The sequence below is a fragment of the Enterococcus quebecensis genome (genome assembly GCF_001730365.1).
Lineage (GTDB): Bacteria > Bacillota > Bacilli > Lactobacillales > Enterococcaceae > Enterococcus_L > Enterococcus_L quebecensis.
On record NZ_MIKB01000013.1, the window covers coordinates 71602 to 89943 of the forward strand.

An 18342-nucleotide genomic window follows, 5' to 3' on the forward strand; every position below is an offset into this window, starting at 1 on the left:
TTTATTATTTACTTTTCTGGAAAGCCTTTAACAGCATGTGTTTAGTATTCCCTTTGTTATTTCTAAATACTGGATAACGAACAAGCAACTGATTTTTACATTTGCTGATTGTTATCTCTCTACTTTTCACATAATTAGTTGAGTGAATATCATCAAGAAACTCTTCTTCATCCATTTCATAGACTCCTAGATAGTTGATCAATAAAACCTTATCAAAAGTATCAAAAGAGCTCCTAAAAAGATTAAGCCAATTCAAATTAAATCTTTCTTTCATTTTTTGAGAAGATTTAAACTGTTCTAAAATCGTGTGTTGATCATTTTTGAAAATCGGCAACATATCAATTATTGGCCCTACGGAACGAGTAAAATCACCCGTCAAAATGTTTCGCTCTTCTTGAGTAAATTGCAATGGCAATTCTGAATCAGTTTCTAATAACTGATTTTCACTAGCTATGATATGAACAATCTCATCAATTATTGCCCAAGTTTCTACCTCTCCGACAACATCTTCCGAAATATTCAAAACAGCTGCCTCAGAACGAATGATTTCATTTTCCAGATGTTTATCACGATACCTCTGAAGAAGACATCTGTAATTTTTAACCATCTCTGAAACCTCTTTATTTTCAATCACTACTGATTGATTATGGTTGGCTTGCTCAGCGTAACTCGAATACGCAAGCTTTACTTGCTCATATGAGTTACGTCCCTGTAGTAAATCCTGTATTTCTTCTTCAATTATCAGAGAACTAATTTTATCCCATACAATATGATGTGATGTTAAATAAAGTTTAAAAGTTATATCGTCTTCTCTAACAAGATAAAGATCCATCAAGAATCTGTTTTCTGTCAATTGTTTAAAACTTTCATAAGATTTAATTTTTTCAATATTATTCTGGTATTTTTCTTCAGAAACATATCTCAAATCAAAATAAGAAATTTCTCGATGTTTTTCAAAAGGATATTCGACTATTTGAGTTCCATTCAGTTTTATACTTCTCATGGCACCGTTACTCTGAATCGTTTGTTTGAGAGCAGAAAGAACTAGCTCTTCATCCCAACTTTTTATTATAATTTCATCTTGAATAACTGAATAAGGGAATGTTAGCAAATACTCTTGAATAGGAGAAAGCTCATAACGATTTCCAACATTATGCCCTAACGATATAGATTCTGATACTTTATCAACTTCTGTCAAAACAGGTTTACTCTTTCTATTATCTTTAGATATCGCTCTTCGAAACTCAGTTTTACTCATAACATTTTCATAATTTTTATAAGTCTTCAAATCAAGAAGATAGTTTGGCAATCCTGTTTGTTCATCCTGATTCCATGCCGTTTTATAAAATATTTTTTTATGAGACTCAGTAACTCCTTCAATAAATAATAAGCAAATTTCCTTTTGATCTACACTTATGATTTTCTCACGACATGTCTTAAATGATAGATCAGCATTTTCTATACCTTCTTTAAAACGTTCTGCTAATCCTGTTTCAATTTTAGTTTTCACATTTTCTTTTAAAATTTGGCTAATTCGCTTTGCTGTTTTTCTGTTCATAATTTCACGGATTCCACAATCATAGCCAACTTTCCTAAGTTGTGTAACCACTTTTATGGCTTTTAGAGAATCTCCTCCAAGATCAAAAAAACTTTGCTCTGAGCTAATTTCATTAGACACATTCAGTACTTCTTTAAATACCTGGATAATTGTTCTTTCTGTTTCACTCAGTTCTTCTCTACATTGGGAAACAGGCTCAAATGTCGGCGTTATTAATGCGTTTTTGTCTATTTTTCCAGTTTTTGTTTTTGGAAATGCTTTTAATGTTTCTATAAAAGTTGGCAACATATAATCTGGAAGATTTTTTTCCAACTCAATCAATGCCATATCTTTTGTAATCAAGTCGTTCCCAACGATATAGGAACAAATAATCGATTCCTCGTTGATTTTTCTAACAACTGTAACGGCATCTATAACACCATCTATTCTTCTCAAGGTGCGGTCAATTTCTCCCAGTTCAATCCGATATCCTCTAATCTTTACTTGTTCATCAATTCTACCTAGACACTCGATCTCTCCATCAGGGGTCCACTTTGCTAAATCACCTGTTTTATAAAGGATTTCATTAGGATTGTATGGATTTTCAACAAAGCGTTCTTTTGTCAGCTCTTTTTGGTTGATGTAACCTTTACTGACACTTTCACCACCTACACATAATTCTCCCTGTATTCCGATGCCGCATAATTCGGTTCCATTCAAAATATAACAGTGTGTATTTCCAATCGGTCGGCCAATTAAAATCCTCTGATCTTTGGAGAACTTGTCAAAACGATGAATAGTAGCACAAACTGTAGTTTCGGTTGGACCATATGCATTGTATACATCTTTAATTTTCCCATTAGAAAGATCTGCATATTTCATCACAACATCAGATGGCAAAGACTCACCAGCTAAAAACAATTTATCAAAACTATTAAACTCCTGAAGTCTATCGTGTTCTATAGCATAATCCAATAATGCAGTGAAAAGTGACGGTACAATAGTTAGCTGCCGACCACAAAAATGCTTGAGTAACTTCTCGGGGTCATTTCTATCTTCTTCTGAGATGATCTCTAGGACCGAACCAGCTAATAATGCAGGAAATATTTCCCAAACGGAACCGTCAAAAATATAATTAAAATATTGTAAAACAGTTGTTGAGGATGTCAATTCAGCATTTTCTTTTTGCCAACTTGCTAAATTTAATACATTACGATGAGATATTTCAACACCTTTAGGACGACCTGTTGTGCCAGATGTATAGATGACATACGCCGTATTTTGAGGTTCTATAGAAATAGAAATCATCCTGTTATTAATCTCTTCTTTTCTTGTATCGCCTAATTCGATTACTGTATACTTTCTTTCTAAATTTCTACTAAGTTTCTGGCTGTCACCAAGCAATATAAAGGAAGCTTCTGCATTATTCAACATGTAGTCAATCCGTTCATCAGGATGATTCAAATCAACTGGTAAATATGCTGCTCCTGTTTTCAAAATGCCAATCATTCCAGCAATCATATCTACTGATTTCCCAACAGCTAAAGCGACAATTTGTTTAGAAACTACCCCACGATTCATCAAAGCGGTGGCAACTTGTTGGCTCCGCTGACTCAATTCTTCATAAGTTACTCTGTCCTCTCCAAATATGACTGCTGTCTTAGAAGGGTTATTTCTCACTTGTTCTTCAAACTTCTGAACTATAGTTTTCTCGCCTTCAAAAATATGATTACTCTGATTGAAGTTTTGGATCAGTAGTTGCTGTTCTGAACTATCAATATAGTTTATATTTCCGATTGGTTCTTCTAATTTTTCTAATATCTCTTCAAGAATTTTTATAAAACGACGTGCAATCAGTTGAACATCTGTTTCTGAAAACTTATCTGTCTTATACATAAAACCAAATTTTAAAACATCGCCCTTAAACGCTGCTAAAGTTAATGGATAATTGGTTTCTTCTCGACCGTTCAATAAATTGAATGCAAGAGCACCCTCTTCTGTTGATTCCTGATTATAATAATTCTCAAAAGCAATAACTGACTGAATCAAACGATTCCCCATATTTGTACACTTAGATTGAATTTCTGCAAGATGAATAAAATCATAGTTTGAGCTATTAATCGCCTGATTTTGAACTGTTTTTAGTGTTTCCAAAACCGTATTTCCTACCTCTGTCTTCATACGAATAGGTATAGTATTTATAAATAAGCCGATAATTGTATCAGCATTAATAACTTCTGTATTTCTGCCAGATACGATTTTTCCATAAACAACATCCGATTTATTTGTATATTTTTGAAGGAGTAATCCCCAAGCAACCTCAACTATCGTATTCAATGTTAAACTTTCTTTTTTAGAAAGTTGTTCAAAAGCCTTCGTTTTAGTCTGATTTAACCCTACTTCCCATACTTTCACCTCTTTTTCTTGCTGATTAGAAATAGTGGCTGGAATTTCAGCATAGTTATCATAGTCTAGCAATAAATTCTTCCAGTAATCATAGCCATCCGCTTTACTTTTCCGATTAACTAAACGAACATACTTCTCATAGTCATACCTTGTTGAAATATTTCTCCGTAGTTGTTCTTTGCTTTTCCCATTAGTAAGCTCCGTGTAAAAATAATTCAGGTCATTCATTAAAACAGCACTACACCAACCATCCATAATAATATGATGGAAAGTTACTACGAGATTCTTTTGGTTATCAGCTAAGTGAACTAGAATCATGCGGATCAAAGAATCAGACTCTAGGTCAAACCCTCGTTTCACATCATCTGCCAACATTTTTTTGTATTCACTTTCTGACATTTCTGACATGTCTACTTCACTTAATTCAATAGGTCGTCCTTTTAAAAGAACTTGCCTAGCTTCACTTACGTCCCGATAAGTGATTGCAGTTTCTAAAATTCCATGTTTGGTTTGAAGTAATTGTAGAGAGTCTTTGAGAGTATTAACAGTGCTCAGTCCTTGAATTTTATAATTACTTTGAACAACATAAGAAGTATCTGTTTCGTCAAAAATTTTGTGGTACAACATCCCTTTTTGCATCCCTGTTAATGGAAATACTCTATCTATTTCACAATTACGCTGTCCATAATAAGAAACAACTTGGTTAAACTCTTCAAGAGACCACTCAATTTCTCCTGCATCTGAAGGAGTTATAATCGTTTTTTCCTGTTTAATACAATGAGTAATCACTTCATCTAAGGACTCCACTATACTTTCCAATAAAAAAGACATTTGACTATCTGAAAAACCAGAAGCTTTATAAGTTAAAGTAAGTTGAAGTTTTCCATTTGATACAAAACTATCCAGTGATAACTTTGTGTGAAATTGATCTTGTTCCGAAATCGCACGACCATGCTCAAGCGGACTTATTGAAAAATCATTTTCATTGTCATCGTCAAAATGAAATTCACCTAAATAGTTAAACGTGATATCAGGCTGTATATTGGTTAACTCAGATTCTGGTAACATTTTTAAAATCCCATAACCGATTCCATTAACTGGTAGTTTCCGTATAGTTTCTTTCGTTTGACGGATCAGCAGACTGATATCGCAACCTAGATTATCCAATACAATCGGATAAACACTAGTGAACCAACCTATAGTCCGATCTATCTGTATATTTGGATCAATTGCCTCGCGTCCATGACCTTCCATTTGGATAGCTAGTTTGCTCTGATTAGTTACATAATAAACCCCTTGAGCCACTGCGGCTAAAAGTAAATCATTGATTTCTGTCTGATAGGCATTTCCTGCTTTTTTTAGTAACTGATCTGTTTTTTCTTTTGTGAGAGTGACAACAATTTGTTCTTCTTTTGCTGATACACGGTCTGGTTCTAACCTAATCTGCCCTTCTAATAACTGCTTCTCCACTGCTTTCCAATATGGAAGCTCTTGCTGAAGTCTAAAATTTTGACTATATTGACAAATCATTTCACTCCATTTTTTAAAAGAATCCGTCTTATCCGGCAGCAGATTTTCTCTATTGACTAAGTCTTTTCTACAAAGAGATTTCAAATCTTCAATAAGAATTCGCCATGATACACCATCAATCACCAAATGATGAATAACTATTAATAAATATTCACTTGTACATAGCTTAAACATCGCTACTTTAACAAGTGGTCCTGTTTTCAAATTAATACTTCTCTGAAGCTCATTCCCTACTTCCTCAAGCATTTTTTCACCTTCTGCCTGGGATAAGCTAGAAAAATCATATGGGTTTATTTTTACCATTGGAGTATCTTTTACGGATAGAATTACTTGTTCTCCCTCATCATAAACCGCTCGAAGTACATCATGATGAATCAATAGTTTCTGAAAGGCATTTTCTAATAACTCACAGCTTAGGTTAGATGGAATTCTTAGCAGCATTGACTGATTAAAATGATGTTTTTCACCACTTTCGGTTTCTAAAAAATCTTTTTGGATTGGTATTGGTGTGACTGGACCACTGACTTCGGCTTGATCAATGATTTTTGCTACTTCTTTTGTAATCCCCTCTGCAATTTTCCTTGGTGTTTTCTTACCCATAATATCTGGTACAGTGACTTGATAACCCTCTTCTCTCAGTTTAGAAACAATACGAATAGCTTTTATAGAGTCCCCACCTAAAGAAAAGAAATTCGCTGTCACACTTAGTTTTTCTTTAATATTCAATATTTCTGTGAACACTTGAATAACAGCACTTTCGGCTTCTGTATCTGGAGGAACGCATATACCATCCGAATGAATGATCGGTTCAGGGAGACTCTTTCGATCCAATTTACCTGTTCTTGTACGAGGAAAAACGTCCATACGAACAAAAAACTGAGGGATCATGTAATTTGGTAAAGTATAGGACAATAGTTCATTTAGACTTGCCTCGGTAACTTCTTCGTCTGAAATAAAATAGGCACAAATTGATTTAGTATTATTTATATTTTTCACAATCACGACAGCTTCTCTAATTCCTGGAACACGCTGAAGTCTGCTTTCAATTTCTCCAAGCTCAATACGAAAACCTCTAATCTTTACCTGCTCATCAATACGACCAAGGTAGTCAATGTTACCATCTTCCGACCATCGAACCAAATCCCCAGTCCGATAGATTCTTTCTCCGGAAGCATAAGGGTTTTCAATAAATTTTTCTGCGGTCAACTCAGGCTGTTGCAGATATCCTCTAGTAACTCCTGCTCCGCCAATACAAAGTTCTCCTGGAACGTTGATTCCACATAAATCTTTGTCGTTCAACACGTATAATTTTAAATTTGCAATTGGTTTCCCTATATATATTTTTTCAGGATTTTTTATTCCTGAAAAATCGTAAAAAACAGCAGAATCAGTTGTTTCTGTTGGTCCATATATGTTATATATATTTGTTAAATCTCTTCCTGTAACTTTCATGAACTGTTCTAATAGTTCTAATGGCAGAGCCTCAGCAGCCAGATACAATTTATCAAAACTAATAATATCATTACATCGATCACTGGTTTCAGCAAAATTCAAAATCTCACGAAACATAGAAGGAACACAGCATAGTTGAGCTTCTTTTAAAAGATCTAAATATTTTCTCGGTTCTTTTTTCTCCTCTTCAGTCAGCATCAACAATGTACCGCCTGCCATCAAGGTAGGAAAAATTTCCGAAACGGAAGCATCAAATATATAGTTGTAATTTTGAATAACCTTTGTTTTAGAGTCGATTTCCCCATTGGTTATCTGCCATGTACAGACATTAACAACACTTTGGTTTTCAACCATCACTCCTTTCGGTGTTCCAGTCGAACCAGACGTAAAAATAACATACATCAAATCTTTAGGTCCTGCAGTTAAAGAAAGATTTTCTTTCAGTTTAACTGATTTATTCTCAACATTTATAATTGCCATATCAGGAAAAGTGGTCTGGACTTCAGCGGCTAGATTATCTCCACCTTCTCCTATTAATACTATTTTTGCACAACTCTTCTCTAGAATATAGGTTACTCGATCAATAGGATGTTTTGGATCAATCGGCATATAAGCTGCACCAGCTTTTAGAACGGCTAAAATAGCAGTCAATGTCTGAATTGAGCTCTCACTAATGATTCCAACAATTTGATTCGGCCCAATGCCTCTATCTTTTAACTTCCAAGCAATATGATTCGATCTGGCATTCAATTCTGCATAAGTATACTCTTGTTCGCTAAACACAGCAGCTACAGCATTCGGACGAATTTGAACCTGTTCTTCTATCAATTGGATGATTGTTTTATCTTTTTGATAAACAGCTTCAGTTTGATTGAAAGTCTCAACGAGCATTTTCTTTTCTCTTACACTAATCATATTCAGTTCATTGATAGGAGCTTTCGGATGCGATATCACTGCCAAAATTAGTGTTTCAAAATGGACAGACATTCTTTCTATTGTCTGTTTTTTAAAAAGATCTGTAGAATACTCCCAGCCAAAAACATACTTTTCTTCGTCTTTTACTAGGGTTAACGATAGATCAAATTTTGCTGTACTAATTTCAGTATTAAGAATTGTTGCCTCCATCTCATCTAATACAATAGCCTCACTAGCAGACTCTTGGGCAAACATCACATCAAACAACGGATTTCTAGACGAATCTCTTTGCAAATTTAAATCTTCTAATAAACTTTCAAATGGATAATTTTGATTTTCGTATATAGAAAAACATTTGTTTTTGAGTCCTTCCAAGTAATCAACAAATTGTTGCTCCCCATCAATTACAGTTCTTATTGGTAATGTATTGACAAACATTCCCAACATACTTGCTAATTGCCTATTGGTTCTAGCAGAAAAAGGTGAGCCTACAATAACATCTTTCTGTCTTGCATATCTGCCAAGTAAAATATTAAAAACACTCAGAAAGAATATAAACTCCGTGATTTCGTACTTTTGACAAAAATGACTAACACTTTCGGAAAGCTCCTTGTCTAAGGTATATTTTAATAGATTACCATTATAAGTCTGTTTATTTTTTCTTGGAAAATCAGTTTGCAGCTCTAAAAGTGGTGATTCATCTTTAAATTCATCATGCCAGAATTGTTTTTGTTTTGTTAAAACTAGCTTATTCTCCCAAGCACTAAAATCTTTATATTGTAGTTTTAATGGATTCAAATTTTCTCCAAGATAAGCTTTTGACAGATCTTTCCAAATCAAGCTAATAGACTCTCCATCAGCAATAATATGATGCAAATCAATCATTAAGTATGATCCTTCATTCTCAACTTCAACCAATTTCACTCTCATCAAAGGGCCAGTCTTCAAATTAAACGGCCGCACAAAATCTGCCATCAAAATTTCTGAATCAATTTCTCGCTCTTTAAAATCACTCTCCAAATAGACTAAACGTTTTGTCGTTACAAGTTGAATAAATTCATTATTTTCAACAGTAAAAGTCGTTCTCAATAATTCATATTTCTCAGAAAGTTCAGATAATGCTTTATCCAACTGAACCTTATCCAATTTACCATTAAAATATAATCCAATTGGCATATTATAAGAAGTTCCTGCACTCTCAGAAGACTCAATTGCATATAATCTTCTTTGCCCCGAACTCATTTTATATTTTTTCATCATAGTTATAGTTCCTCCGCCTCAAAAATCATCATATCTTCAGCAAAACAATTGTCATTGTCGTTTTTTTCTTTCAACTCTTCGATTTTACGAGAAACATTTTCCACCGTTTTTAATGTAAGAACATCTTGAATTGCTAATTGTATAGAGAAAAAATCTTCTATTAAATTGATGACTTCAATCGCTTTCAGCGAATTTCCTCCAAAACTAAAAAAGCTGTCATTCAAACTTATTTTTTCAATATTCAATGTTCTTTCAAATATTTCTTTAATCGTTTTCTGCGTTTCAGTTAACTGAACGTCTATATCTTCGTCTGTCAAAGATGTAGACAAACCGCCTAATTGCTGTAACAATTTTCTATCAACTTTTCCACTAGAATTTGTTGGGAACTCTTCTAGACATAGATAAAAACTTGGAATCATGTAGTCTGGAAGGTACTCTGAGAGTTGCTCCACGATCTCGTTTTGCTTCAACTGAGCATCCGAAAGTATGTAAGCTGCGAGATATTCATTTCCCGTATCTATATTTACGGTTACAACTACATCTTTAACTTGAGTGATTTTCCGAATTCGATCTTCAATTTCTCTACACTCAATCCTAAACCCTCTAAACTTCATCTGATCATCTATTCGACCTAAATATTCAATTTGACCGTCCTCATTCCATCTCCCAAAATCTCCAGTCCGATAAATCCTCTCCTCTAGCCTAAATGGATGTTTAATAAACGTATCGTTTGTTAGTTTTTGTTGATTTAAATACCCTCGTGCCAAACCAACTCCTGATAAACAAATCTCTCCAACCAAGCCGATGCCACACTCCTGATCCTGTTGCATAATTATCACTTGATTACCAGCCACAGGTCTTCCTATAGGTACTTTTTGCCCCTTCACATACTCAGCTAAACTATAAGCTGTTGCACAAACTGTATTTTCTGTTGGTCCGTATAAATTAAAAACATCCTTTAGTTTCTCTCGTTTCAAATCATAAGTCTTCTCTGCCAGCTCTACTGGAAATGTTTCTCCTGCTAAATAAAGTTTCTTAAATGCAAATAAATCGTCTAAACAACAGTTCTTTGAGGAATAATCGAAAAGAACACTAAAAAGTGACGGAACTAATTGACAATGAGTATCTTTCATTTCACTAATCAATTGTTTTGGAGCAAGTCTTACTTCTTCTGAAAGTATTTTTAATGTACAGCCATTTAAAAGTGCTGAAAAAATCTCAGATACCGATCCGTCGAATATATAGTTAAAGTACTGCATCACTTGATCTCCTGGTTGATAATCACCTAGTACACTTTGCATTTCAGCTAGATTTACCACTCCTTGATGCTCAACCAAAACACCTTTAGGATGTCCAGTTGTTCCAGAGGTATAAATGATATAAGCTAAGTCTGAACCCTGGCCTTGGTATTCATTTTTGACTTCGCAGTTTTTTTCAAGCTGATTTATATAAAGAACATTTTCACATTTTAACCTTTGTAAAACTTCAGAATCAGCTAAAGAACCTACTAAAAGTGTTTTGACAGAACTATCAGTCAGCATATACTCAAGTCTACTTGGTGAATGTCCCGAATCAAGTGGCAGGTAAGCTGCTCCTGATTTCAATATTCCCAAAATACCGATAATCATCTCAAATGATTTATCGGTCATAAAGCCAACAATGTCTTCTTTTTTCACACCACTTTTTCTTAAATGTTCCCCCACTACTGAAGAACGTTTATCTAGTTCTAAATAAGTCATTTGTTCCGAGCCAAAGCGTAAAGCAATATCTTCTGGATATTTTTGAACAATAAAAGTGAATTTCTCAATAATTGTTTGTTGCAGCTGTTTCAATTCTCGGTTTTCCGTATGTGATATTCTTGTTTCTGATTGAGCAAGTGCTACTTGAGTCAGTTCTTTTTCAGCTTCAGTAAGTAGTTCATTCAATAAAAAAAGATATTGTTGCGAATATCGCTGAACAGTTGATTCTTTAAAAAGTGAGACATTATATTCCCAAAAAAACTCGAACCCTGAATCTAAATCTTCAATAGATAGAGTAAGATCAAATTTTGAAACCTGATTTTTGACATTTACTGGTATTAAATTAACTTCCCCGAGAGTAAATGTAGTTTTGTCATTGTTTTGTAGAACTAACATTACATCAAACAACGGATTTCTAGACGAATCTGTATTAAAAGAAAGATTACTGAGTAATTGTTCAAATGGGTATTCTTGATGAGAAAAACTTTCCAAACACAACTTATTTACATGATTTAAAAAATGTTTTACTGTCCATGTTCCCTCCATATTAACTTTTAACGCTAATGTGTTCACAAACATCCCCAACATATTACCTGTTTCCGGATGGCTTCGTCCCGATGTCGGAGTACCAATGACCAAATCATTTTGAAGTGAATGTCTTTGAAGTAATATATATAATGCAGCTAAAAAGAAAGAATATTCACTAATCCTATTTTTTCTGCAGAATAACTTTATACGTTTAGATTGTTCTTCGTCAATTCTATTTATCACTTCATCTCCTTTATAGGTCTTTGTTTGACCTCTGGAAAAATCTGTATACAATTCCAATATTGGAACACCAGATGAAAATTTTTCCAACCAGTACCCTTCATGTCTCTCCTCAGTCAGAGAATTTTTCCAGATTGTATAATGCCTATATTGAATTTTTGGTTTATCTACCGATGCTCCTTGATACATTTGGGATAACTCTTCAAAAAAAGGGGCAATAGACCCACCATCAAAAATAATGTGATGGAAATCAAAAAGAAGAAATTGCTCTTCTCTTCCTTCAAAAAATTGAACTCTAAATAGTTCAGGTTTCGCAAGATCAAACGGATAAATAAATGAATACATTGCTTCTTGTAGAGTTTGCTGTTTCTTTTTTTGCTCTATCTTTATATCCCATGGTTCTCCGATAAGTTGACAATATTCTCCATCTATCATAGTAAAAGATGTCCTCAATATTTCGTGATTCATTATCATTTTATTTAGTGCAATTTTTAGTTTTTCTATTGAAATAGCTTGATCTACTTTGAAAGCCATCGGAATGTTATAACTGATGTTCTCCCCTTGAGCTTGATCAAGAACAAACAATCTTTTTTGAACTTCTGACATTAAACATTTCATTATTTTTTAATCTCCTTATATTTTAAAAATTTAATAGAAATAATTTTCTCCCCCCTACCTAAGTCATATATAACTTAAGTGATTAGTTACATTTCGAATATCACAATTGAAAAAATAAAAAAACTTTGCATAAAATCAACTCAAACTAACTTTCAAAATGAGTGGGAATTGCATACAAAGTAAATTTTTAGTATAGAATTAAAACTAAAATAACAACTATTTTTCCTTAAAAAAGTCGTACTGTATGTTACGAAATTTTCTCCAAATAAATCCCACTTGTTATTAATGGAATATCCGTCATCAAATTCAGCTAACTGATAGTTATTATTTTACGCTGAATAAACCTCCAATTTAAAACTTAATACTATATAAGCAAAATACTAACCATTTAATTAAATACACGTTATCTGTTTTTTTAAACTGCAGATTATTTTGTCTCTAAAATGACAGTTTTTGACCTTTAAATATCAATCTCCCATTATTTGTTGACTTTTATATATATTGTGTTAAAAATATTGTTATACCTAGGCGGATTTTGTTTACTCATGTTGAGAACCAAATGTAATATATCTTAAATTCAAGCTTTTGATTTCAGAAAAAATCTAAACTAATTAAGAATAGGAGAAAATATGACGAATATCTTGAAAGTATCAAATATTATTAAAACTTTCAATCAGAAAGAAACAATCAAAAAAGTATCATTTTCTGTTGAAAAAGGAACAATTTACGGACTACTAGGTCCAAATGGAGCAGGAAAGACTACATTATTTAAGTTAATCACTGGTTTACAACAGTTAACAAATGGAAAAATTGAATTATTCAATAGGAATACAGCTACACATAAAAATACTCTTTTAAAGAACATAGGAAGTATCATCGAAGTTCCTATCTTCATTGAACACTTATCTGCTCAGCAAAATTTGGCTATCCATCTACAATATATGAACTGCAAAGAAGGAAATATTACAGAGGTATTGGAAACTGTTGGATTAGATGCTGAAAACACCCAACCTGTTTCAAACTATTCCTTAGGTATGCGCCAACGTTTAGCAATTGCCAGATCCATAGTTCATAAACCAGAATTGCTTATTTTGGACGAACCGATTAATGGGCTTGATCCTATGGGAATTCTTGAAATGAGAGAGCTTTTTTTACGCTTAGTAAAAGAAGAAAATATGACATTGATTATTTCAAGTCACATTTTAAGTGAAATTGAGCTTATAGCAGATACTATTGGATTTATAGTTAATGGAGAATTAAAGGTTGAACTCCCGATGGAAGAAATTCAGAAACATCATCCTGACGGTTTGGAAGAATTGTATATGGAAATTGTTTCAGGAGGGAAAAATTATGCTTGATTTAATGAAATTAGAAATTAAAAAAACTAATATAAAAACATATCTACTATCTAGCATCACACTTACTGTTTGTCTGCTTGCTCTGATCACGCTTTTAGGTTTTGTCTCTTATAACGAGCAAGATATTGAAATGCAGAATTTCACTTTTTTTTCCTATTTAGTTCCATTAGGATCGGCGATCATTTTACTCGCTTTCGGTGTTCTTAGTTCCGTTATGTACTCTAAAGTAGTCATCGAGGCATACCAAGAAAAGCAAGCAGCTTTATTCTTTTTATATCCAGTAAGCAGAAAAAAAATGTTAGTTGCTAAACTAGCAAGTGTTTTTATTTTTATTTTTGTTACCTATATGTTAAGCTCTTTAATTGTTTTTATTGGTTTAAGTCTTATTAACAGTATGTTTACATTTATGTCAGATCGCTTTTCATGGTATTATCTTTTACCAAATATTTTGCAACTTGCTGCATTTTCAGGCAGTATCGGTATCATTTCAGCTAGTATAGGTTTTAATAAAAAAAGTATTCCAACAACTATCCTATCAGCTGTCATTATGGGCTCTATATTCTGTAATATCATTTTCAACCTGACAGACGGAAAACAACTGACAATGCTTTTCAACACTTTTCTAGTTATTGTTCTAGTTGGAGCCAGTATCTCATCATTATACCTAGCAAATAAAGTAGAAAAAATGGAGGTGTAAATAAATGGAGAAATTTGTTGATCGTACTTTAGAGAAAATTTTTGAAGGGCATAATACAAGCTTATTTGGTAGTCAAATCTCAGTGCTACTCATCATTAATATTATATTCAGTGCAGCATTGATAGCAGTTGGTTTGTTATTAAAAAAATATCCAGAAAAAAAATTCTGGAGCAATTCCTTGCTTATTATTGGAGGTTTGATTATCGTTTTTAACATACTTAGGATGTCACTCTAATAGTCATCCTTTAAAGAGTACAAGGCTCCATAAGTACTAGTCAAAATATTACGACAAAGTTTTATTCCTTCATCTATTCTTCGATGAAAGATATTTATTTAGATATTGAAGAGCATTATGAAATAAGCGTACTCATTTTTGACTAGTTTAAAAATGAGTACGCTGCACGGAATAACCATTTTTCAAAGTTGGTTATTTTTAACCTGATAGAATACAACTTTCAGCGGCAAAATTATTTATGTAAACAAAAATTAACGTGCTTTTGATTGCAGTTAATTGTCCTTGAATACTATTATTCAATGGCGTTATGACTCTTTTTCATAGCGAAAGGAATGTTTTATAATTATGAAAAGATATCTTTTACAAAATCCAATTATATCGAGTATCACCATTTTATTAGTTGTTCTGAGTTCCCTTGCAACAGTTTATGTCGCTATATTATTACAACAAGTTATTGATCTTGCAACTAAAAATGACTTTTCGGAATTCACTAAAGTTATTACAACAACCATTATTTATTTTATTCTATTAGGTATTTTAAAATATACCAGTTCATTATTTTCAAAAAAGTTGATTCGCCAGATTACTCAGAACATGAGAAAAGATGCTTTTTTTGGTATTATGAATAAATCCATCAGCAAATTTACGGAAGTAAACTCTGGGGATTATCTATCATTACTAAGTAACGATATCAAATTAATTGAAGAAAATTACTTAAACCCCATGTTACTAATCCTATCAAATATTGCAGCATTTATTGGTACGCTTGTTTTGATCTTGTTCTACAGCCCATTAATTGCTGTTTATCTTTTTATAGCTTTACTTCTCATGTTTGTCGTGCCTGGCCTTATTGGTAAGTCTTTACAAAGAAAACAAAACAATTTGATCAAACAATATGCTTCCTTTACAAAGAAAATTAAAGATTATTTTTCTGGTTTCGAAGTAATCAATTCCTACAATATGAAAGATTATATCAAAGAGAGTTTCCAAAAAGAAAATACTAAGTTAGCCACTAGCAAATATGATGCTGATCGCTTCATTGCTTTAAATGAAAGTATCTCTGATATTCTTGCAACAGTTTCGATGTTGTCTGTCATTTTTATTGCAGCATACCTTGTTCTCATTGGTAATATTACCGTTGGAACTTTAGTTGCACTGATACAATTAAGTAGCTTTTTTGTAAATCCAGTTATGATTATCATGCAAAATTTCCCGAAAATTTCTGGAACAAAAACAATTTTAGACAGGCTAAAAGAACACGCCAAAGAGTCACAGTTGCCTATTAACGAATCATTTGATAAAAATATATCTTTCAATAATGAACTCTTAGTCAACAATCTTTCTTTCTCTTATAAACCAGAAAAAAATGTTTTGAACAATATTTCTTTATCCTTTAAAAAAGGAAAAAAATATGCGATTGTTGGCCCAAGTGGCTGTGGTAAATCTACACTCATCAAGATCATTTCAGGTAGCTATTCTGATTATTCTGGAGATATTTTTTATGATGATCTAAATTTAAAAATGATTGAAAATTCTTGTTTGAATAATATTGTATCTGTACTCCATCAAAACGTTTACCTATTTGATGCTTCTTTCTATTTCAACATCTGCCTCCACAATAACTATAGTTACGAAAGCTTTAATTCTTCCTTATATTTCAGCGGCTTAGAGGAATTTATACAGGAAAACACCATCGATACTACTGACTATCATTTTCCTGTAGGTGAAAATGGCACAAATCTATCCGGAGGACAAAAACAACGAATAGCATTTGCTCGATCTGTTATTAGAGAACCTCAAATTCTGATCTTAGATGAAGGCACCTCTTCGTTGGATATTAAAACTTCCAGAGATATTGAAACAAAGCTGTTAAGCTTAAGGGGAACTACTGTTATTTCAATTACTCATAAAATAAATGAAGAAGTTTTAAATAAATACGATGAAGTGATTTATATTGAAAATGGTAAAGTGATTGAACAAGGGTCTTTCGACAATCTAATAACTAAAAGTGGATTGTTTTCTAAATTTTATAACTCTCAGTATGCAACATAATTACCATAATTTTTCTTATTAACATATTAAAAAGGAGTTCTTACAATGAAACTATTTTGTCTGCCTTACGCAGGTGGAAGTAGTTCAACTTACTTTCAGTGGAAAGATTATTTTTCTGAAAAGTTGGAAATTGTTTCTATCGAACTGCCTGGTCGAGGTACCAGATTGGATGAACCATTGATTACTAATTTTTCTCAACTGGTTGAAGAGATTCTCCAATCAATAATTGAAAACATTGATATAAATGAAGAGTTTCAATTATTCGGACATAGCCTTGGAGGTCTACTAGCCTATTCCGTTTCAAACAGAATAGAAAAGCTCCCGCACGGCAAACTAAATCGGCTTTACCTATCTGCCACTCGCACGCCAGACAGCTTTAGACAAGAGAAAAATAGTGATTCACAATCAAGTGGTGAACTGCTCAAACATTTATCAAATCTTGGTGGAATCCCTCACGAACTTACAAAAAATCAAGAATTTTTAGATTACTTTCTACCAATCATTCAAGCAGATTTCTCAGTTATTCAAAGTTATTCCCTCTACGAAGAGCACGGTAAACCTGCTGTACCAACAGTTATACTTAATGGTAATGATGATGAAACAGTGACTAAGTTTGAAAATAATTGGGCTAATTATCTGCAAAAGATTGTAGAGATTAAACGCTTCAAGGGGAATCACTTCTTTATCAATAAGTATCCCGATCAAGTATGTAGATTCATTCATAATCAAATACAGTAAAAAAATTGGGCTTTATAAACCACTATGAACACTAATCCCTCACCAAACCAAAAGGGTAAACAGTAGTTTAAATGATTGTTTAGATAACAGACTTCAAAGCCACCTATGTAAACTTCTATTAACTCAAAATTCATACTTGGTATTTCGGGTAACTTTTTTTACATTTCTTGAAGTCTGTTATCGATATTAGATTTAAAAATAACATTACTTTCATTTCTTGCTATAACAAAAACACACTAAGAATTAGTGTGTTTTTGTTATAGCATTTATCGAATACTTTGGGCTCTCAAAGCTTAATCAGTCAAAGTATTGATTTGTCCATAAAGTATTTTAATTGTTTTCTATCAAACTTCTCTATCCGATCAACTCGCTCTGCTTCATAACAAATAGAACAAGCGTATTGATTGTCTATATTCAGTATCTCCAGCTTTACGCTAGTTTCTTCACCATCTTCTCTAATTACAGAGTATCTTTCTTTCTCTTTTATTAAATAAAAAGAGTCTAAATTATATGAAAGACCTAGACCAAGGTATTTGACATAACTTTCTTTTAAACTCCAAAAATCGTAGAAATATTTTTTTTGCTGAAAAGAATTTAACTTGTTATACTCTAGTATTTCTTCAGGATGAAAATAGTGAATCAATTCTTTGTGACAGTCTCCATATTCTTCAATATCAACTCCTAAACATCCATTACTAACCCCACAAATAACGTAGTTTCCGGAATGAGAAATATTAAACTGTAATCTACTACCATCTAAATAAGGTTTTCCATACTCCGTTTTCAAAAATTTAATATCGCTCGTAAGAAATGAAAAATCACAAACCAAAGCATTTAGAATTAGTATCTCAGCGATTAAGGATCTTTTTTTATCTTCTTTGAACTTTAAGCTATCAATCTGCTTTTTCCGTTCTTTTGAGATAAGTGCTCCACAAGACGTCAGTAGACCCTCAAAATTAAAATCTAGAATATTAGCGTAATACATAGTCAACATTCTCTTCACCCTTTAAAAACCATTTTTTGAATACTTTTTATCT

The 18342-nt window shown here is 32.7% G+C and carries 8 protein-coding genes; 5 read left to right on the forward strand and 3 right to left on the reverse strand.

All coding sequences use genetic code 11. The annotated features are described in order from the left end of the window. Positions 1-4 precede the first annotated feature (4 nt). Entirely contained in the window at positions 5-9100 is a 9096-nt protein-coding gene (locus BCR23_RS06635; protein WP_069634704.1) for a non-ribosomal peptide synthetase, read from the reverse strand. Positions 9101-9102: 2 nt separating this feature from the next. Further along, positions 9103-12225, reverse strand: coding sequence for a non-ribosomal peptide synthetase (locus tag BCR23_RS06640; RefSeq protein WP_069634705.1), 3123 nt, complete (start codon positions 12223-12225; stop codon positions 9103-9105). 629 nt (positions 12226-12854) lie between these two features. On the opposite strand from BCR23_RS06640, the gene BCR23_RS06645 reads away from it, so the two are divergent. The 5 genes from BCR23_RS06645 to BCR23_RS06665 all read left to right on the forward strand — a co-directional run bounded on the left by BCR23_RS06645 (position 12855) and on the right by BCR23_RS06665 (position 17305). Further along, positions 12855-13583 carry an ABC transporter ATP-binding protein gene (locus BCR23_RS06645; RefSeq protein WP_069634706.1) on the forward strand — a complete coding sequence of 243 codons (729 nt, stop codon included), beginning with the start codon at positions 12855-12857 and terminating at the stop codon, positions 13581-13583. Further along, positions 13576-14280 (forward strand): hypothetical protein, encoded by a 705-nt coding sequence (locus BCR23_RS06650; RefSeq protein WP_069634707.1) that lies wholly within the window; start codon positions 13576-13578, stop codon positions 14278-14280. The genes BCR23_RS06645 and BCR23_RS06650 overlap by 8 nt, the downstream gene beginning before the upstream one ends. Before the next feature lie 4 nt (positions 14281-14284). Beyond that, positions 14285-14515 carry a hypothetical protein gene (locus BCR23_RS06655; RefSeq protein ID WP_069634708.1) on the forward strand — a complete coding sequence of 77 codons (231 nt, stop codon included), beginning with the start codon at positions 14285-14287 and terminating at the stop codon, positions 14513-14515. Between the two features lie 345 nt (positions 14516-14860). Continuing rightward, positions 14861-16567 (forward strand): ABC transporter ATP-binding protein, encoded by a 1707-nt coding sequence (locus tag BCR23_RS06660; RefSeq protein ID WP_069634709.1) that lies wholly within the window; start codon positions 14861-14863, stop codon positions 16565-16567. Between the two features lie 45 nt (positions 16568-16612). Further along, on the forward strand, positions 16613-17305 hold the full coding sequence (locus BCR23_RS06665; RefSeq protein ID WP_069634710.1) for a thioesterase II family protein: 693 nt from the start codon (positions 16613-16615) through the stop codon (positions 17303-17305). Between the two features lie 301 nt (positions 17306-17606). On the opposite strand, the gene BCR23_RS06670 is transcribed toward BCR23_RS06665, so the two are convergent. After that, positions 17607-18299: a 4'-phosphopantetheinyl transferase family protein gene (locus BCR23_RS06670; protein ID WP_083241906.1), complete on the reverse strand. Its 693-nt coding sequence runs from the start codon at positions 18297-18299 to the stop codon at positions 17607-17609. Positions 18300-18342 lie beyond the last annotated feature (43 nt).

Bases quoted from the DNA above. Each gene is read 5' to 3' on its own strand.
- BCR23_RS06635 (WP_069634704.1), bottom strand. From the start codon at position 9,100: ATGATGAAAAAATATAAAATGAGTTCGGGGCAAAGAAGATTATATGCA.
- BCR23_RS06640 (WP_069634705.1), bottom strand. From the start codon at position 12,225: ATGAAATGTTTAATGTCAGAAGTTCAAAAAAGATTGTTTGTTCTTGAT.
- BCR23_RS06645 (WP_069634706.1), top strand. From the start codon at position 12,855: ATGACGAATATCTTGAAAGTATCAAATATTATTAAAACTTTCAATCAG.
- BCR23_RS06650 (WP_069634707.1), top strand. From the start codon at position 13,576: ATGCTTGATTTAATGAAATTAGAAATTAAAAAAACTAATATAAAAACA.
- BCR23_RS06655 (WP_069634708.1), top strand. From the start codon at position 14,285: ATGGAGAAATTTGTTGATCGTACTTTAGAGAAAATTTTTGAAGGGCAT.
- BCR23_RS06660 (WP_069634709.1), top strand. From the start codon at position 14,861: ATGAAAAGATATCTTTTACAAAATCCAATTATATCGAGTATCACCATT.
- BCR23_RS06665 (WP_069634710.1), top strand. From the start codon at position 16,613: ATGAAACTATTTTGTCTGCCTTACGCAGGTGGAAGTAGTTCAACTTAC.
- BCR23_RS06670 (WP_083241906.1), bottom strand. From the start codon at position 18,299: ATGTTGACTATGTATTACGCTAATATTCTAGATTTTAATTTTGAGGGT.